Genomic DNA, 18,499 nt, shown 5'->3' with positions numbered 1-18,499 from the left:
CGTGAATTAAATAAAGCAGAAATCTGTGTAAGGGCATGGCGCTGTCGTGCCCATTGACGTTACAAGTAACCGACATTACTTAAGCCACGATCCTAAGCGACAAATCTCTACTAGGGTTCACAAAAACTGAAAATGCGTCTCGTGGAACGAAGATTTCGCAACCATTTTATCGCCCTGTGTTCAAAAAATATTACTTCTGTTCTGCGATCGCTCACATTCTCAAATATAGAACGCTTGTATTGACCTCCTAAAATCGCGGTACGATAAACCAGAAGGTCGATCGAGGCTCGTCATGAATCCAGAAAAGCCGTTAGGTTCCGTGATCCAAGGTTCGTTGAGCCAAGGGTTAGAAGTGCGCCTGCATCCCGATGTCTCGGTTGAAGAGATGCGAGTCGGGAAATTTTTGGTCGTGCAAGGGGTAAGATCGCGCTTTTTCTGCATGCTCACCGACGTGTCTCTGGGAACGAGCAGCCCCCGCATCGTGGCAAATCCTCCTGATCCGAGCAACACCTTCATGCAAGAAGTCCTCGCAGGCAGTGGGACTTATGGCACGATCGACCTCACGCCCATGCTGATGTTTACGCCCGAAGAGGCGATGAGCGAGGCGCAAGCCGCCAACAATGCTTCAAAGAAAAAATCAAAATCAAAAACCGCCGCCGCATCTTACGAACCCAACTCAAGCGCCAATATTGAACTGCTGCCCGTCAAGACAATTCCGAGCCACTTCAGTCAAGTGTTTGATGCCAGCGATCGAGACTTTCGTGCCGTCTTTGGCTGGGAAGATGACCCGACTCGGCGCAACTTTGCGATCGGACAACCGATCGATATGGAAGTGCCGATTTGCATTGACCTCGATCGCTTTGTCGAACGCAGTAACGGCGTGTTTGGCAAGTCAGGAACCGGGAAATCATTCCTAACGCGATTGCTATTGTCTGGCATTATTCGCAAACAGGCTGCTGTCAATCTGATCTTTGATATGCACTCTGAATATGGTTGGGAAGCCACCCGCGAAGGCAAGCATTTCAGCACTGTTAAAGGACTGCGGCAACTCTTCCCCGGACAGGTGCAAATCTTCACTCTCGATCCCGATTCGACCAAGCGCAGAGGCGTTCGCGATGCTCAAGAACTCTACATCGGCTATGACCAGCTTGAAGTCGAAGATCTGATGCTAGTGCGCGGAGAACTCAATCTCTCAGAAGCCAGCCTAGAAAACGCCGTCATTCTCCGCAACGAGTTTGGCAAAGCTTGGATCAATCGCCTCATGACGATGAGCAACGGCGAAATTCAAGAATTTTGCGAAACGAAAATGGGCAGCAAGTCATCGATCATGGCACTGCAACGCAAGCTAAATCGACTCGATGACCTGAAATATATTCGGAACAGTTGCCCTCACAACTACGTCGATCAAGTTCTGGAATGTTTAGAAAACGGCAAGCACGTCGTCGTAGAATTCGGCTCTCAGTCGAATCTGCTCTCTTATATGCTGGCAACAAATATCATTGCGCGGCGCATCCACCAGGCTTATGTCCGCAAAGCTGAGAAGTTTTTGCAAACTAAAAATGTCAGCGATCGTCCTCGTCAACTCGTGATCACGATCGAAGAAGCGCACCGCTTTCTCGACCCCGCCACCGTTGGACAGACCATTTTTGGCACGATCGCCCGTGAAATGCGGAAATATTTTGTGACGCTGCTTGTGGTTGATCAACGTCCGTCTGGCATCGATAACGAAGTCATGTCTCAAATTGGGACTCGCATCACCGCCCTGCTGAACGATGAGAAAGACATCGACGCAATTTTTACAGGGGTTTCGGGCGCTCAGAGTTTACGATCGGTGCTCTCAAAACTTGACTCTAAGCAGCAAGCTCTAATCCTCGGTCACGCCGTCCCGATGCCTGTGGTGATCCGCACTCGCCCCTACGACGAAACCTTTTACACCGAAATTGGAGATGTCGCCTGGGAAGAAATGCCCGACGACAAGGTTTTCAAGGCAGCAGAAGTGGCAAAGGCTGACTTGGGATTTTGAGACAACTCACCCTGTCTTGCTACGAACTGTAGGATTCATTCAATCAGCAACTCAGCAATGTCCGCGCTGCTTAACAATTGATTAGTTTTCAGCGGTATTCTTTGCACAAGCCCTTTAGTAATTGACTCTTTAACTGAACGACACACTTCTGTCATATCTCTCTTGTATCTCTACTAAAACTATTCGTATAGGAGAACGTAGCCAAACTGATTTTAATACCTTTCGCATCCTAACAAAGTTGATAAAACTCTTAATGGGTAAAGCTTAAAGAGCATTTCATGATTTTTTCATAATTTGTTCAGTCTTCCTCACTTCATAGCCCAAAAAGGTTCGGTTATCCTCAATTTATTACACTATTAAATCTGTGGTTGATCAGGCATTATAGATGAATTAGCCCAGTGTTTGCCCACTCACTATCTGACCTGCGTCCGACTTGGAGCAGGTTTAGAAGAGTTCCTGAAGCGAATCTCTCAAAACTCACCCAATTGAAGGACGGTTTTCCCCTTTACTCTAGACATTATTTGTAATAACATGTAGAAATCGAACTCGGACTGACTTCAAGTAAGCGATTCTCCCCTCATTGATTGTCACAGCCCCCAACCCTTCGGTTTGATCGTTCACCTGATCTCTTCATCAAGTGTCATTCTTTGATCGCTCTCTCAACGCCTCTGTATCCATACATCGAGAGATGAAAGTTTTTTCCACCCTAGCTAACCTGCGTAAGTGAGCTAGGGCACCCTCTTCAAGTTTCCACTGCCTTGCCCCACAGATTTTTATTCACGGAGTTCACTGCAACCATGGCTACTGCCAACTCTAAAGAAAAGACTACTAAGTCCCCCTTCACGGCAGATATGGTGCGGACTTACTTGCACGAAATTGGTCGTGTGCCCATGCTGACCCATGAGCAAGAGATCGTTTTGGGCAAGCAAGTGCAGCAAATGATGACGTTGCAGGAGAAAAAGGACGCTCTTGCCAAAAAGCTAGACCACGAGCCAACTCCTCAAGAGCTTGCTGATCACGTTGAGATCAGCGAAGCCGAGTTGACCAGCATTCTGCATCGGGGTCGTCGTGCCAAGCAAAAGATGATCGAAGCCAATTTGCGGCTGGTGGTGTCGATCGCTAAAAAATACCAGAAGCGCAATCTTGAGTTTTTAGATCTGATTCAAGAAGGATCTCTGGGTTTAGAGCGCGGCGTTGAAAAGTTTGACCCGACTCGCGGCTATAAGTTTTCGACCTACGCCTACTGGTGGATTCGTCAAGCGATCACTCGTGCGATCGCTCAACAAGCCCGCACGATTCGTCTGCCGATTCACATCACCGAAAAGCTGAACAAGATCAAGCGGGTGCAGCGTGAGCTATCTCAAAAGCTAGGTCGCAGCCCGTCGGCAACTGAGATCGCTCTAGAGCTTGAGCTTGAGCCAGAGCAGATTCGTGAGTTTTTGATCTTGTCTCGTCAGCCTGTCTCTCTTGATTTGCGCGTCGGTGACAATCAAGACACCGAGCTGCAAGACCTGCTTGAAGATGACGGGCCTTCGCCTGAAAGCTATATGACTCAAGAGTCGCTGCGAAATGACCTGAACACGCTTTTGACCGAGCTAACGCCTCAGCAGCGAGAAGTCTTAACCTTGCGCTATGGGTTAGATGACGGCTATGAGCTATCCCTTGCAAAAGTGGGCGAACGGCTTAACCTCAGTCGTGAGCGGGTACGTCAGCTAGAGCGGCAAGCGCTCGATCACCTGCGTCGTCGCAAAGCGAATGTGCGAGAGTATATCGCTAGCTAGTTGACCGATCGTTCTATTCGATACAGGTTTTAGTTATGCTTAATTGAGGGGGGAAGTTCGATCGAGCTTCCCCATTTTTAATGTGCATAAGTGGCAGCTTCCATCCGTATCTACCAATGAATAGATGTGCAGACGTTAACTTCTTATTACTATTTAAGGCAAGTGATTTGTTGGGTGCTTTCTGTGTGCTAGCTTAAAAATAAGTATTACGCAAATCAAAGTCTCTGTTAAGTTCTGGTAAATATTTCAGCGATTTATCAAGCTGAGTTAAAGCCGTCTAACAGTGGTCAGTATGTTCACTGGCACCGAGGGCAGTGAAACAAATCTGACAAGATGATTTGATAAGTCATAAGGAAAAGTTCACTACTGTCCCAGGCAATTCCCCTTCGCACTTGGGCTTTGCAGTAGCGCTCTCAAACTGACCTATATCTGCTGACTGAGTGAAGCACTGAAGAAATTTGTAATTTCTCTAAAGTGAGCAACTTCTCTTCTAGTCATTCGCTGGTTATTTTACGATCCCAGGATCGTTTTCAATAAATTTACATAAGTTTAATGTGAGGGCACACCGATGAAGCCGCAATTTTCTCCTTTATTTTCTTCAACCGTTGCACCTCTAAAAAATCTAACTCGGCTCGTTGCAGGTGCGTCATTTATGGTCGGGCTGCTATCGATCGGGCTACCCACACTCGCGTCTAGCGCTCAAGCCACTCCTCAAAAGCCAGCTAGCACGGCGGTCAATTCCTCCCCGCTGGTAGATGGGGTCTATCTTTACGGACAGTCTAGCCAGCCCAATCAGATCGGGAAAGCTTATTTTGTCTTTGAGGTGCGTCAAGGAAATGTAGTCGGCGCTTTGTTTATGCCCCGTTCTTCGTTTGATTGTGCCTATGGAACGTTTCAGCCCGATCGCGTTGCTCTAACAGTGGTTGACAGTTACGACAAATCAGAAAATCCTTACGCGATCGCCCTGGAGAGAACTGCCTCAGTTGCCACTCGCGGAAATCCTGCATTGAAGCAGATCAGTTTAGAAGGATTTGAGCCATTGACCACGCTGAGTGAGAACGATCGACGCATTCTCGATGTCTGCAAGCAAAACTATCAGCAACGCGTCTGGAAATAACCAAACGTCAGACTGAAACCTACTCTTTGAGGCTGAGTATGTCCGATATTTTGTGTCATATCGCTTCGGTTCAGTCCACCAGGAAATAAATTTCCGGCTCATAGCAAAAGTGCTCTGAAGAGCGCTGAATCAGAGTTTTAGTCCATTTCAATGGACTTCCACTATCAGCCCGGAACTTGAGTTCCGGGTGGGCTTCCGGGGTAACGAGTCCGACTGAATTTACAATCCTCCGAAACCTACTCTAAAGTTCGCGTTCGACTAGAATGACATTTTCGGTGACTTTCTCGAAGGTATCATCGTGGCTGATCACAAATAGCTGACGGAAGGTTTTGATGTTGGCGATCGCTTCGGCTAAACTCTCTCGTCTAGCTTTATCCATATTGGTGGTTGGCTCATCAAAGAAAGCAATATTGATATCCGCCAGCACCTTGAGCAACGCCAGCCGAACCGCCAACGCCGCACACATTTGTTCACCGCCAGAAAGATTGATCAAACGGCGAGGATGTGCTCCTTCTTGCACGACAATCTCATAGTCTCGCGTCCACTCTAGCGCCACATTTGGACGGTTGAGCAATTCTCGAAATAGCTTATCTGCCTCGCGAGAGATGTTTTGTACATAGCGTTCGGTAATGCGCGGCCCGGCATCTTTGTACGCCTTGCGCGCAAATTTGATGAAGCGTTCGACTTTCTGTTTGCGTTTTGCTTCCGTTTGGGCGTGATCTCGCTTTTCTTGGATCGCTTGCAGTTTTGAGATCTGGACTTCGTATTCCTCAAGGCGTTTGACTTTTTCGGGCAGTTGGGCAGTGAGTTGAGTTTGCTTGTCTCTCGCTTCTTGATAGGCAGTTTGCACGATCGCCACTCGCACTGGGTCAAACGTCTCTGCTAACTGCGCCTGCTGTGTGACAAGCTCTGTGCTGCGTTCCTGGTGTGCTTGCGTCTGCTCGATCACTTCTTCTAGCTGCTGTTTTCGACCTCGATAGCTGTTTGCAGACTGCTGATGTTCTAGATAAAGCTGATAGCTGGGACGATGTTCGTCACGTAAGATTTGCTGTTCACGAATCTGTTCGGCAAGATTCGCAAAGTCTGCGAGTTGGGTATCGACTTGGGCGATTGCGTTCTGAATCTCTAATAAAGCACTTTGAAGTTTGCGTTGCTGAACCTCTAAATTTGTCTGCTGCTGCAATTCTTGCTGTAATAACCGAGTTTTTCCACGGGGATCATTCAGGTCTTGAAGTTGCTCGTTGAGGTGCGCTAGTTGTTGCTTTAATTCTGGCTCGTGGGTGAGTTGGGTTTGACCGTTAAGAATCTGCGATCGCACTTCTTCAATTTCGGCAGCTAAGGCTTCTTCGGCATCTAGCTTAGTATCGAGGTTAAGGAACTGGATTTGCTGTTGACGTGCCGTTTGCAGTTGGGTTTGAACTTGTTGGAGGTGTTGCTTTAAGCGATCGGCAAGCAGTTGCTCAGATAAATCTTCTAAAATGCCTTGCAGGTCAGTCATTAGTTGACCTTGCAGTTTGGCTCCGCTGCCCAAAGTTGCCAATACTTCGGTCAAGTGAGGTGCCCACATTGGAGCCGCTTGCTGAAGCTCTTTGAGCCTGACGGTGGCGGATTGGAGGTGATGAGAGTAGATGCCTTCGCGGGTTTGAGCCTGGGTGACAATCTGCCGCAGGTCAGCCTCAAACTGAGTCGCAGCATCAATGCGGCTGAGTTGTTGCTGATAGCGCTGCTGCTGTGCTTCGAGTTGGGGAATCTTTTGAACGATCGCGCCAAATGCCTCTAGATCTTCGATTTCTTGCCCTAGCTGTTTGCGACGCGCTTCGAGTTGAGCCAGCCGTTTTTGATCGCGGCTAATCGTTTGTCGCCAGCTATGACAGGTTTGAAGCTGTTGATTAAGTTCTTGCTGCTGCTGGTCTAATTTAATTTGATGTTGAATTAAAGGCTCAAGGCGTTGAATTTCTGTTTCTATCTGCGATCGTCGTTCTAATTGCTGAGTGATGGTGGCGAATTTAGTTTGACGATCGCTTTCCTGTTTTACCAATCCTTGACGCTGTTGCATTAAAGACTGTTGCGTCCCGCGATTTTTCTCTAACTCCTGTAGCGTTGTTTCGGTTTGCAAAAAGGTTTGATAACTTGTGCGATGAGTCGTGCAAATCTCAACGGATTGTTCGGCTTGTTGAAACTCTAGCGTCAGGCGATCGACCTCTAGTTTTTTAGACTGAATTTGAGCCGATAATTTCTCTAACTCACGGGTCAACTGCTGCATCTGTGCGGCTTGGGTGCTGAGTTGGGCTTGCTCGGCTTGCAGTTCGTTAAAGCGCTGCTGACACTGAGCGAGTTCAGCGTTGAGTTCTGCAATTTCTTGGCGAATGGTTTGCTGTTTATCGGTGATGATTTCCCACTCCTCAAGCGCTTCGTCGTAGTGAGCGATCGTGCGTTCTAAACTCTCTGACTCAGATTTCGCATATTTTTCTAACGTCAGCATTTGCTGGTTTGCCTGACGATATTCTTCGACTTTGAGAATCGCGTCAAAAATCGGCTTACGTCTTTCGGCAGTTTGCAAAAAATCAGCGGTGAATGTGCCTTGAGGAACTCCGATCGTATTAGAAAACAGTTTGGCTAAATCAGTCCCCGATGCCACGCCCAAATGTTGTCTTAGCCAGGGCAACACTTCTTCTCGAATGCGGGTGTAGGCGAGCTTTTCTCCAAGCTGAGGGTCAAAAATCGTGTAGCCCAATCGAGTGCAGCGCTGAATCTTGTAGGTTCGCTGGTCGTGGCTGGAGATGAATACAACTGTTGCCTGGGCACTCGCCGTCCCGTTACGAATCAAATCTTCGACTTTATAGTCGCCTTTGTGGTCAAAAAGCACCCACGCGATCGCTTCTAAAATGCTCGTCTTTCCGGCACCATTTTCACCACAGATAGCGTTGGTGCCCGGTTGAAACGGGAAGTGGCGATCGCTGTGAGATTTGAAGTTTTTGAGGCTAACCGAGAGAATTTCCATGCCTTGATTGTAGAGTGTAGATCAGATGTTCTGACTACACTCTGAGTGAAATCTATCCACAAAAGATATCACTCCTGGCAAGGAATTAGAGTTTTATTAGACCTCCTGCACAAATCCGGGAACGCCCCCTAAATCCCCCAATTCTGGGGGACTTTGAACTCCGGTTCCCCCAGAATTGGGGGTTAGGGGGCGAGATCGCAGGATGGTTTACGTCGAGAATTTTATTCATGCAGGAGGTCTATTGTTGCCTAACTAAACTCTGCTTTAACTGCGATCGTAAATGCTCCAAGCTCCGCGCAGGATCTTTGCAACTGAGCGCCTGACAGACCAAACCGACGACTCCTTCAGGCAAGTTCGCCTCTAGTGCAAAAACGGCAGTCGGTAGGTATTGAGTTTCTAGTAAAGCAATCTGATCAGCGCTCGATCGCACTAACGTGCAGTTGCGAAGCCAATCTAACGCCACAAATAAACTAGGACAAGCTGTGGGCGACTCCTGCATAATGCTGCCAAATGCCTGCAACGTTTGTTCAGCTTTGTCGAAGTAATCGAGATCTTTAGTGAGCAGGGCAAAACGGACAAGATTGGCGATCGCCACCCCATTTGCCGCAGGAGTCGCATTATCGACATAACTCCGCTCTCGCACCAATAAATCTCGACTCGCATCCTTGGCAGTGTTGTAATAGCCGCCCATTTCGATACTCCACAGAAACTCGTCAAACTCTGCTTGAACTCGAATTGCTTGCTCTAACCAGTCGGTTTGATTTTCGGGTGCGGCTGGTCGGATGCTGCGAGTCACTTGATGCAAATCCAACAACGCTTTGATGAACAGCGCATAGTCTTCAGATTGTGCCAACACTTCTACATTACCTTCATAATTCACGCGATGAAAGCGTCCATCAATCCACTGATTTTGCAAGATAAAATCGGCTGCTTGACTCGCCAATTCCAAATACTCCAATTCTCGAAACACGGCATACGATCGCGCCAAGCCAGAAATCATCAGGCTATTCCAGGCGACGATCATTTTAGTATCAGTCACCGCTGGAATGCGACCTGACCAAGCAGTCGTTTTAGCTTCTTGATTGTTTCGAGCGGGGGGAAAAGTAGTTAACTCATCCGCAGAGGCACCATAGCGGAGCAGAAATAGTTTAGCGATCGCCCCTTCCACGCAATCCGAAAGTTTGCCAGAATGCCGACGCTGAAGAACGTTTAGCCTTTCAAAATTCCCTTTTTCGGTGACGGTGAATTGTCCACTTAGTTCAGTCAATTCTTCAACAGAGAGTGCGGTCTGAAGCTCGTCAAAACTCCACACATAAAACGCGCCTTCTTCGGGTTCTGCCTCGTCAGAAGTGGTGAAACTATCCGCATCTTGAGCCGCGTAAAAATAGCCTTGAGGGGCCGTCATTTCGCGTTTGAGCCACTGCACGGTCAGGGATATCGATCGCTCAAAAGCTGGCTCCTCAACTCCCATTCCCCACAGATTCGCGAGATACTCCACAATCTGCCCATTGTCGTAGAGCATTTTCTCAAAGTGAGGCACCGTCCAAGTCGGGTCAACCGTGTAGCGATGAAAGCCGCCGCCTACATGGTCAAAAATTCCGCCAAGCGCTAAATCTAAGCCGCGTTGAGTGGTCAATTCTCTCGCGTCGTAGCGTGATTCCCCATTAAATCGAACCATCCGCAGCGCTGCTTCTGAGTAGGGAATCATCGGAAAACTGGGTCCGGGTGCTTTTGAGGAGAGAACCCCGGCGCTCGATTCTAAGCCCTCTTTTAGTAGACCTGCGCCCAAGTCTGAAGCAGGTTGCAGCGCCACAGAATTTTGTAGATTATTCAGAATTTCGGCTTTGATGCCATCGAGTTTGCCTTTTTCAGAATCGTAGTAGTGACGGATGGCTTGAAGCACCTGCAAGAAGCCAGGTCGCCCATAGCGAGGGTCTACCGGAAAATAAGTCCCGCCGTAAAAGGGCACCAAATCGTCGGGTGCGAGAAAGATGTTAAGCGGCCAGCCTCCTTGACCCACCATCATTTGCAGCGCTTGCATATAAATGCTGTCCAGGTCGGGACGTTCTTCTCGATCGACCTTGATCGGCAAAAAGTTGGCATTCATATACTCGGCGATCGTCGGATCTGAAAACGCCTCGCCTTCCATGACAGTGCACCAGTGACAGCTAGAATAACCAACCGAAAGAAAAATCGGTTTATCATTTCGCCTCGCCGTTTCTAGCGCTTCATCACACCAAGTCCACCACTCGATCGGGTTTTCGGCGTGTTTGCGAAGGTAGAGACTCTGGGCTTGGGCAAGGCGATTCGTCATGGCAGCGACTAAAACTCTATGACGATGAGTTTATCGCGGATTAGTTAAGGCACTCTCTTTCAAGGGCTACTATGTACACACAAGTCTTTGTTGCTGCGTTCTAGTCCTTTCAGCCCCCTAAATCCCCCATTCTGGGGGACTTTAAGCCCAAACCTCCGATTCAAAGTCCCCCATTTTGGGGGATTTAGGGGGCGAAGATCTCAGCAATGACCAATCGAGAGACTTGTGTGAACACAGTAGCTGTCAAGGGTGAGTTAGCCGTACGATCAGTCTTGCTCGTTAACTCGTTAGAATAGAAAAAATTATCAAGGACAGGAAGACTCCATGATTCCTACCGTTATTGAAACGTCGGGTAGAGGCGAACGCGCCTTTGATATTTACTCTCGTCTACTGCGAGAGCGAATCATCTTTATGGGATCTGAGATCAACGCTGAGGTGGCAAACCTGGTCGTCGCTCAACTGCTTTTCCTCGACTCTGAAGACCCCGAAAAAGACATCTACCTCTATGTCAACTCACCGGGCGGATCTGTCTCGGCAGGGATGGGCATCTACGACACGATTAAGCAAATCCGTCCTGATGTCTGCACCATTTGCGTCGGTTTTGCCGCTAGCATGGGCGCATTTTTGCTCAGTGCGGGCACCAAAGGCAAGCGCATGAGCCTGCCTCACTCGCGGATCATGATTCACCAGCCCCTCGGCGGTGCCCAAGGTCAAGCCACTGACATCGAAATTCAGGCGCGAGAGATTCTCTACATTAAGCAGCGCTTAAACGAGATTTTGGCAGACAACACGGGCAAACCGTTAGAGCAGATTCAAGAAGACACCGAACGCGACTTCTTTATGTCTGCCGAAGAAGCCAGAGACTACGGACTGATTGATCAAGTCATCGATCGTCGCCCCTCGGCACTCAGACCCGCAGTTGTGAAATAGAAAAATCAATCAAACCATCATTGGTAGAGACGTGAAATTTCACGTCTCTACTCTTTTGTAGACGATTAGAACGGAATTTGACTCAGCGAAGGCTGTCCTTTTGAGGGAAGCGCTTTCAAGTAGTGCAAGAACTCTAGCAACTCGTCTTCTGTCAGCTCGGCACGGGTTTTCTTGCTGTAGGTTTTTTGCAGATAGGTGCTGCCTTGCTTTTTAGTCCAGCCAATGCGTTCGATCTCAGTGCCGATTTGAGCGATCGCGTCTGAGAGGTCGATCGGGTCGCTAGAAAATTCCACATCAGGAACACTGACTTTCACCGCCTCCATTTCTTGAGGCGCGATCGTCTCTTCAGGCAAATCTGCTTCAACATCCTGGCTGTAATCATATTCAGCCTCAGCAGGGGCTTGCACCGCTTCGGGCAGGTCTAACCCAGGGAATGTAGAGAGGAAGTCGTCTGAGCCGCTACTCACGGATGCGGGCTTCTCAGAAAACTCTTTTTTCTCACCGCCCCTGATGGCTTTAGGAGGCGCAATCTCTTCAATCTCCTGGCTCTCAAACGTTGGAAGTTTAGCATCTTTCAGCGCATTTAACGACGCAGCCGAAAACTCTGGCTCTCTCGGAGCCTCTGTCACTAGCTGCGCCTGAACTCCGTAAGCAGAAGGAACCGTCGGCGCAATGCCCAACACCTCCATCGCCCGGATTCTGGCGCAATCTTCGGCGATTTCAATCCGATCGGCGGCAGCCATTCCCGTTGCTAAAATGGCATTCCCAACCTGCACCAAGGCGCGCACCACAAACTGTCCGTCGTGAATCTGCACGAGTTCAGAAGTCAGCGCCCCAGTTGGATATTGACTGCGGAGTTGAGCAAACAGGCTGTGACTCGTGGATTGGGTCGGCGCACCCGCGCTTAAGGGCGATTCGCGAACGGCAAACAGCGAAGCAGGAGTCAGATCATCAGACATGGCAAAACGAGAATTGTTCAGCGTGAGATGGGTTGCATTCATGTTCATTCTAGGAAGTGGTAGGGAAAGCAGTACTTTTACAGATGACTGCCTACTGGCAATCTACCGCAAGAGTGACGATCGTGGCTGACTCAATCTGAAACAGTCTAAAATCAGAGAATATATCAGACTTTGAGCGTTTCGTCATTGAAATCATCCAAAAGGTTTTTCACGATACCAGCACTCCTCTCGCCTAGTTGCTATAGTTAAACGCTCTAAGATATAGAACTTTAATACAGCCAAATACTCAGAAATGTATAAATCTGTGTCTTTAGAAGGTCAAGAACCGCTCCGCATCAACTTTGAGCGACAACTCAAGCGCATCCAGCGAGATGTCTTGCGAATGGGTGCCCTGGTTGAAAGTTCTTGCAATATGGCACGACAGGCATTGTTTGAGGGAGATTTGGAGGCACCCGACCAGATTATCTTTCAAGATAAGCAAATCGATCGCCTCTATAAACAAATCGAGATAGATTGCGTCAACTTGATCGCCCTGCAATCTCCGGTCGCTCAAGATCTGCGGCTTCTCAGCGCTCTGATGCAGCTAGTGCGCGACTTAGAGAGAATTGGCGACTATGCTAAAAACCTGGGAGAAGTGGCGGTGCGGTTGTTTCCCTATCCCGTTTCTCCTTACATGGGGCAAGTGCGACTGATGTTCGATCGCTGTCGCGCCATGTTAGCAATGAGTCTGGTGTCTCTATCGAATCTCGATGCCGCATCTGGGCTAGAAGTACGCGATAAAGACGATGCGGTCGATTTAGATTATGAAACTCTTTACACGCTGCTGACTCAGCAATCTGATGTGCCAGGAGTCGTCGAACCGATCGTGCTGCTAGTTCTCCTAATTCGTCATTTAGAACGCATGGCTGACCACGCGACAAATATTGGTAAGCGAGTCGCCTATATTGTCACCGGGCAACGCTGATCGTCTAGCTAAAATTAATTCACACGCCGTCTAGATCAAATGGTATTGGTCACCGATTCCTAATGTCATTTTTATAGGAATTTTGCCAACCCGTTACCTTTCATGACAAGATTGAAAGGCAACCCACTTTTAGAACCTTTAAGCAACGATCGTAGGAATGACCTTTAGGTCAGCTTAGAGTGATTAAGATTGCGGTTGAGCTACCTGGTTTAAGACATTCGATAAGACCATCCGGTAAGCGTTTGGAAGATGAGTTTTAGAGAGTGACTTTGGGCAACTAAGCAGACGGTAGCGTTACGTCAAGTTCAACCTTTGAGAGATTTAGAGGTTGAAACTGCATTGCTTACAGACTCCCAACTGTTGAAATGGGAAAACTTACAGGCTGGTGCCGTTTGACCTTCGCGTTAGACGGGGTTAATACAAGCGCTGTGACGTGACAACGCATCAAACGACAGAACGAAGACATACGAGGACATATCGCTGCATGGAATTCTCGATCGCCGACCTACTGGCAAATTTTATAGATGACAAACTAGTTGCACCGAAGGCTCTAGAGAAAAAGTTAGAGTGCTATGACGAAGCCAGTCTTCGGAAGCTGCAAATCGCGATCGATGCCTTAGAAAAGGTGGGCATCTTGGTCAAAGAGCGGGGCAAGTATCGTCGGGTTGCAGAAGAGAGCGTGGTCGAAGGAAGACTGCGCTGTTCGAGCAAGGGCTTTTGTTTCGCGATTCAAGATATAGAAGGCTCGGAAGATATTTACATTCGCGAAAGTCAACTCAGCCATGCCTGGAACGGCGATCGTGTGCTAGTCCGCGTCACCAAAGAAGGCAGTCGCCGCCGCAGCCCTGAAGGAGAAGTTCGGCTGATTTTAGAGCGCTCAAACCCCTCAGTGTTAGCGCGGATCAAAAAAGCAGAAACGGGTGATTTTCGGGCAGTGCCTTTAGACGATCGCTTGCTGTTTGAGCTAAGTCTACATGAGAACGGCAAAGCGCTAGAGGACGCGATCGATCATCTCGTTCACGTCGAGGTAGAGCGCTATCCGCTAGGGCAGCACGCCCCGCTGGGAAAAGTTGCCAAAATTCTCGGCACCGATTCAGAAGCGGCAGATGTAGATATTGTTTGCTGCAAGCATGACTTGCCTCGCGGCTTCTCTGAGGCAGTATTAACCGCCGCTAAAGGACTGTCTAACAAAATTACCAAAGTCGAACTCAAAAAGCGCTTAGACCTGCGCGAGTTGACCACGCTCACCATTAAATCTCACGCGACTGACAGCGCTGACGATGCCATTACCCTCGATCGCACAGAAGACGGGCACTGGCAGTTAGGCATTCACATCGCTGACGTGGCTCACTATGTCGAAGCGGGTTCTGCATTAGACCGAGAGGCGCAAAAGCGGGGAGTTTCAGTCTATTTAGGTGATCTGGTGTTGCCGATGTTGCCAGAGCAAATCACCGATCAGCTCTGCTCACTTCAAACCGAGAAAGACCGTCTCGCGATCTCCGTTTTGCTGATTTTGAATGATCAGGGACAGGTTGTCGAGTTTGAGATTCAGCCCAGCGTCATTCAGGTTAACTATCAACTCAGCTATCAGCAAGCAGAACTCATTCTGGCAAATCAGCACACTGAAGAGGTGAAAGCCTTTGAGCCTGTGTTTGCGATGATGACTCAACTCGATGCGCTCAGTCATGCGATCAAAGAGCAACGCCGTCAGCGAGGGGCGTTTGAACTGAACCTGCCAGAAAAGATTTTTGCGCGATCGGACGGGTCAGAATCGCCTGAAGAAGTTGGTAAATACACGTTCAGCAAATTTCACTACGACGATGAGGGCGCTCTGGGTGCGGTGGTCGTGTCTTCAACGCTACCGATTCACTCGATGATTGTGGAGTTGATGCTGCTGGCAAATCAAACCGTTGCCACACACCTGCAATCCTTAGAGATTCCAGCGGTCTATCGCGTTCACCCTACGCCTGACCCTGATGACGTGCAGGAGTTGATCAAACTCGCGGTGAGCATGGGCATCGAACTCAAGCTAGAACAGGAAGATGTCGTTCGCGCTCAAGATTACCAAAATTTCACTCATAAGTTCGCTGAATCTGACTCTGAGCGAGTTTTGACCTATTTGCTGCTGTCTACGCTCAAGCCTGCTTTTTATAGCACCACGCCAAAATCACACTTTGGTCTGGCGTTAGAGCAGGGCTATACTCACTTTACGTCTCCGGTGCGCCGCTACCCTGATTTGTTGGTGCATCGGGCACTTCACGCGCTGTTTGAAGAAGGACGCGATCGTCGCTCAACTCGCGCCAAAGAAAGCGTCAACCTGCGCCACAGTTCGGCTCACGGTCAAGTCACCTGGAATGTGTTGCCCCCCGAAATTCAGCAGGAGCTAGAAAATCACTTTAGCGCCGTAGTGGTTCATCTGAGTGAGCGAGAAAAACTTGCCCAAGATGCCGAAAACGATTTAGAAGGGCTGAAAAAAGCCGAACTGATGAAAGAACGCACGGGTGAAGTCTTTCACGGTCTGATCACAGGAGTGCAGTCCTACGGTCTGTTTGTGGAGATTGAAGAACTGCTCGTTGAAGGACTGGTGCACGTCAGTTCTCTCAAAGATGATTGGTATGAATTCCGTTCTCGTCAGCAAACGCTGGTGGGGCGCAAAAACCGCAAACAATATCGGTTGGGCGATCGCATCGAAGTTCAAGTGAAGAGCGTCGATTACTATCGTCAGCAAATTGACCTAATTGCCGTCGGTGGTGGCAGCGAAGCGACCGAAGAAGACCTGGCAAATGAAGATGCTCTGCCCGACCAGGAGTTTGAGGGTGAGGAATAACGAAGCCTCTCGTCCCCTAATTTTAGGGATCTCAGGCGCTTCTGGGCTAATCTATGCAGTTCGGGCGCTGAAGTTTTTGCTAGAGGCAGATTACCCGATCGAACTGGTTGCTACCAAATCGACTTATCTCGTGTGGCAAGCCGAAGAAGGCATCCGAATGCCGCCAGAACCGATGCAGCAAGAAAAGTTTTGGCGGCAGCAGTGCGGAGTCGAAGCTGGGGGCAAACTCACCTGCCATCCTTGGGGAGATGTAGGTGCCAACATTGCCAGTGGCTCATTTCGGACGATCGGGATGCTGATTATGCCGTGCAGCATGAGCACCGTGGGCAAGCTAGCGGCGGGACTCAGTTCTGATTTATTAGAACGAGCGGCTGACGTGCAGCTAAAAGAAGGTCGCAAACTGGTGATCGTCCCTCGCGAAACGCCCTTAAGTTTGATTCACCTCCGCAATCTAACGGCGCTTGCAGAAGCCGGAACTCGCATTGTTCCTGCCATTCCTGCCTGGTATCACAACCCCAAAACCATTGAGGACTTAGTTGATTTTGTGGTCGCCCGCGCCTTAGATCAGCTAGACATTGATTGTGTGCCGCTCGATCGCTGGAAAGAAGGATAGGATCAGATTTGAATAAACTTCCTCTTTGTCAAAGATGCCGATCATTCGTCTGATACTACTGCTCGGAATTGCAGCAACTCTGCTCCTCTTTGCGTTGCAAAACTGGACTCCCTCCATGCAGTTAGTATTTTTGGGAATACGATCGCCCGCTTTTCCATTAGCCTTGTGGGTTTTGGGCGCGATCGCGGCAGGCATTCTCACCGCCTTGGTGATTGCGGGGCTTTTCCGCTTGACGGGGTTCACAGCACAGCGACAGGTTCGAGGACGCAAACCCGCATCGTTTGCTCAAAATCCTGCTAATCGCTATGCTTACCAGGCTCCTAAAGAAACCGAACCCGCCCAAACTCGTACCGCTTGGCAAGCAAAGCCGCCATCTGCATCAGTTAAACAAGACGAAGACGGCTCTGATTGGGAAGACGACGCTTCAGATTGGTTTGATGACGAGGCAGACGATCGCCCCAAAAATTGGGAGCCAGACACTCGACGACGAACAGATTATCAGGCAGAGGCTCGATCGGATTCTAGTACCGAAAAACCTGAATCAGTTGTAGACGCTGACTTTCGGGTAATCGTGCCACCTTATCGCAATCTTGACCGAAACCCAACTGAAGACGATTTCGACAAGTAGCCGATTCCATTTGTGTACGGGCATGGCACTGCCGTGCCCATTATTATTGCAAGCAACCGACATTATTAATCCACGATCGACTATCTAGTTTTCGAGGGTAGTCTCCAAATTCTTTCCAGGCTTTCAACTTTATTGCGCTGGAGAACTTTGCGGTAACTACGATGCTGTTTATAGACCGCGCATCCTAATACAGGCGTTCCGAGTAGGAAAATTGCTAGCACTCCTAAAAAAACTTGCTGGCTTGCAGCATCGCTATTATCCGTCTGCGGCTGGCTATCTTGATTTAAATTGGGTTGTCCAACTGAGGCTATAGCTTCTTGGGCAGGAATAGTTGCGATCGCTCTTGTCGTAGTCATGGAAAGTCCGAGGCTGAGAAAAGAGATAACAAGTAAACGCGAAATCATGATCGCTCTCCGACTGATCTTTGGTTTTCCACAAACTAGCCTGGATAAGTTAAGAAATCATCACTGGAATTCAGTATTTATTGCTACTTTATGAGCTTAATTTTTGATTAAAGTTTCTTAATTTTCGTGAATACAGATTTTGCCAAACTTCATCCCAGCGAAACCGCTTAACGCTAGTGTGGAGATGGAAGTCTAGTCAGGTTAATTAGGAGCATTTCTTGTTAAAAGGCGTTAATCTTTACCTCATCGGCATGATGGGAGCCGGGAAGACCACGATCGGGCGCTTGCTAGCACAGCACCTTAGCTACCGATTTTTTGACACCGATGCCGTGATTGAGCAAGCAGCTACACAAACCATTACACAAATTTTTGCTGAATCTGGAGAAGCCGCTTTTCGGCAGCTAGAGACTCAGGTTTTAGCTCAGTTATCGCCCTACACTCAACTCGTGATCGCTACGGGTGGCGGAATTGTTCTCAAGCGCGAAAACTGGAGCTATTTAAGACACGGGGTTGTAGTGTGGCTTGACGTTCCGATCGAGCAACTGCATCAACGTCTTCAGCAGGATACAAGCCGTCCAATTCTTCAAGATCAAAAGGCCAATCTCAAGGAAAAACTGCAAGCACTCTCAGACCAACGCCAGTCACTCTATGCTCAAGCAGATTTGCGGATTACCGTGATGCCTGACGAGTCAGCTACCCAGGTTGCTGCAAGAGTTATGGACGCGATCGCTCAAAAATGTCAGGAAAAATCACAGATCAACGAGCGCCTCAGACTGATGAATCAAGAGACTCCTTATCAGATCGAACCTTAGAAAATCAGCGAACCGAAGGCAGTGTGAATTCGGGAGAGCTACCTAAATCCACCAAATTGGGGAACCTCAAGCCAAAGTTTTCGGTTCAAAGTCCCTCAGAATGGGGGATTTAGGGGGTAGAAGCCG

Annotated in this window: 12 protein-coding genes and 1 pseudogene; 9 read left to right on the top strand and 4 right to left on the bottom strand. The window is 48.8% G+C overall.

Features of this window, described 5'->3' with window-relative positions; genetic code table 11:
- The first annotated feature begins 292 nt into the window (after positions 1-292).
- The 3 genes from C7B65_RS13445 to C7B65_RS13435 all read left to right on the top strand — a co-directional run bounded on the left by C7B65_RS13445 (position 293) and on the right by C7B65_RS13435 (position 4,921).
- Entirely contained in the window at positions 293-2,023 is a 1,731-nt protein-coding gene (locus C7B65_RS13445) for a helicase HerA domain-containing protein (protein WP_073072257.1), read from the top strand.
- A gap of 797 nt (positions 2,024-2,820) precedes the next feature.
- Positions 2,821-3,804 (top strand): RNA polymerase sigma factor, RpoD/SigA family, encoded by a 984-nt coding sequence (locus tag C7B65_RS13440; RefSeq protein ID WP_073072255.1) that lies wholly within the window; start codon positions 2,821-2,823, stop codon positions 3,802-3,804.
- 568 nt (positions 3,805-4,372) lie between these two features.
- Positions 4,373-4,921 carry a hypothetical protein gene (locus C7B65_RS13435; RefSeq protein ID WP_083582948.1) on the top strand — a complete coding sequence of 183 codons (549 nt, stop codon included), beginning with the start codon at positions 4,373-4,375 and terminating at the stop codon, positions 4,919-4,921.
- A gap of 241 nt (positions 4,922-5,162) precedes the next feature.
- On the opposite strand, the gene C7B65_RS13430 is transcribed toward C7B65_RS13435, so the two are convergent.
- Both C7B65_RS13430 and C7B65_RS13425 read right to left on the bottom strand, forming a co-directional pair.
- Complete coding sequence (locus C7B65_RS13430) at positions 5,163-7,922, bottom strand: AAA family ATPase (RefSeq protein WP_073072254.1); 2,760 nt, start codon at positions 7,920-7,922, stop codon at positions 5,163-5,165.
- A 238-nt stretch (positions 7,923-8,160) separates the two neighbouring features.
- Positions 8,161-10,236 carry a thioredoxin domain-containing protein gene (locus C7B65_RS13425; RefSeq protein ID WP_073072252.1) on the bottom strand — a complete coding sequence of 692 codons (2,076 nt, stop codon included), beginning with the start codon at positions 10,234-10,236 and terminating at the stop codon, positions 8,161-8,163.
- 312 nt (positions 10,237-10,548) lie between these two features.
- Between C7B65_RS13425 and clpP the strand changes: the two are divergent.
- Positions 10,549-11,166: pseudogene (gene clpP / locus C7B65_RS13420) on the top strand (ATP-dependent Clp endopeptidase proteolytic subunit ClpP); the annotation flags it as partial.
- 65 nt (positions 11,167-11,231) lie between these two features.
- Here clpP and C7B65_RS13415 read toward each other — a convergent pair.
- Positions 11,232-12,173: a hypothetical protein gene (locus C7B65_RS13415; protein WP_143162053.1), complete on the bottom strand. Its 942-nt coding sequence runs from the start codon at positions 12,171-12,173 to the stop codon at positions 11,232-11,234.
- A 244-nt stretch (positions 12,174-12,417) separates the two neighbouring features.
- On the opposite strand from C7B65_RS13415, the gene phoU reads away from it, so the two are divergent.
- The 4 genes from phoU to C7B65_RS13395 all read left to right on the top strand — a co-directional run bounded on the left by phoU (position 12,418) and on the right by C7B65_RS13395 (position 17,157).
- Positions 12,418-13,089, top strand: a complete 672-nt coding sequence (gene phoU, locus C7B65_RS13410; RefSeq protein WP_073072246.1) for a phosphate signaling complex protein PhoU — start codon at positions 12,418-12,420, stop codon at positions 13,087-13,089.
- A 484-nt stretch (positions 13,090-13,573) separates the two neighbouring features.
- The gene (locus tag C7B65_RS13405) at positions 13,574-15,916 is read left to right on the top strand and encodes a ribonuclease R family protein (protein ID WP_073072244.1); all 2,343 of its coding nucleotides are present in this window, start codon (positions 13,574-13,576) and stop codon (positions 15,914-15,916) included.
- Positions 15,906-16,529 (top strand): flavin prenyltransferase UbiX, encoded by a 624-nt coding sequence (locus tag C7B65_RS13400; RefSeq protein WP_073072243.1) that lies wholly within the window; start codon positions 15,906-15,908, stop codon positions 16,527-16,529. Before C7B65_RS13405 ends, C7B65_RS13400 begins: the two co-directional genes overlap by 11 nt.
- 115 nt (positions 16,530-16,644) lie before the next feature.
- Positions 16,645-17,157, top strand: a complete 513-nt coding sequence (locus tag C7B65_RS13395) for a hypothetical protein (protein WP_143162052.1) — start codon at positions 16,645-16,647, stop codon at positions 17,155-17,157.
- A gap of 80 nt (positions 17,158-17,237) precedes the next feature.
- On the opposite strand, the gene C7B65_RS13390 is transcribed toward C7B65_RS13395, so the two are convergent.
- Positions 17,238-17,561: a hypothetical protein gene (locus C7B65_RS13390; protein ID WP_073072240.1), complete on the bottom strand. Its 324-nt coding sequence runs from the start codon at positions 17,559-17,561 to the stop codon at positions 17,238-17,240.
- A gap of 218 nt (positions 17,562-17,779) precedes the next feature.
- Here C7B65_RS13390 and C7B65_RS13385 point away from each other — a divergent pair, with 218 nt between their 5' ends.
- Positions 17,780-18,373 (top strand): shikimate kinase, encoded by a 594-nt coding sequence (locus tag C7B65_RS13385; protein WP_073072238.1) that lies wholly within the window; start codon positions 17,780-17,782, stop codon positions 18,371-18,373.
- Positions 18,374-18,499 lie beyond the last annotated feature (126 nt).

The organism is Phormidesmis priestleyi ULC007 (assembly GCF_003003695.1).
Lineage (GTDB): Bacteria > Cyanobacteriota > Cyanobacteriia > Leptolyngbyales > Leptolyngbyaceae > Phormidesmis_A > Phormidesmis_A priestleyi_A.
Note: the sequence above shows the minus strand (reverse complement) of the source record. Positions and strands in the feature narration are given on the sequence as shown.

Excerpts from the sequence above, each read along its gene's own strand:
- C7B65_RS13445 (WP_073072257.1), top strand. The coding sequence starts at position 293 with ATGAATCCAGAAAAGCCGTTAGGTTCCGTGATCCAAGGTTCGTTGAGC.
- C7B65_RS13440 (WP_073072255.1), top strand. The coding sequence starts at position 2,821 with ATGGCTACTGCCAACTCTAAAGAAAAGACTACTAAGTCCCCCTTCACG.
- C7B65_RS13435 (WP_083582948.1), top strand. The coding sequence starts at position 4,373 with ATGAAGCCGCAATTTTCTCCTTTATTTTCTTCAACCGTTGCACCTCTA.
- C7B65_RS13430 (WP_073072254.1), bottom strand. The coding sequence starts at position 7,922 with ATGGAAATTCTCTCGGTTAGCCTCAAAAACTTCAAATCTCACAGCGAT.
- C7B65_RS13425 (WP_073072252.1), bottom strand. The coding sequence starts at position 10,236 with ATGACGAATCGCCTTGCCCAAGCCCAGAGTCTCTACCTTCGCAAACAC.
- C7B65_RS13415 (WP_143162053.1), bottom strand. The coding sequence starts at position 12,173 with ATGAACATGAATGCAACCCATCTCACGCTGAACAATTCTCGTTTTGCC.
- phoU (WP_073072246.1), top strand. The coding sequence starts at position 12,418 with ATGTATAAATCTGTGTCTTTAGAAGGTCAAGAACCGCTCCGCATCAAC.
- C7B65_RS13405 (WP_073072244.1), top strand. The coding sequence starts at position 13,574 with ATGGAATTCTCGATCGCCGACCTACTGGCAAATTTTATAGATGACAAA.
- C7B65_RS13395 (WP_143162052.1), top strand. The coding sequence starts at position 16,645 with ATGCAGTTAGTATTTTTGGGAATACGATCGCCCGCTTTTCCATTAGCC.
- C7B65_RS13390 (WP_073072240.1), bottom strand. The coding sequence starts at position 17,561 with ATGATTTCGCGTTTACTTGTTATCTCTTTTCTCAGCCTCGGACTTTCC.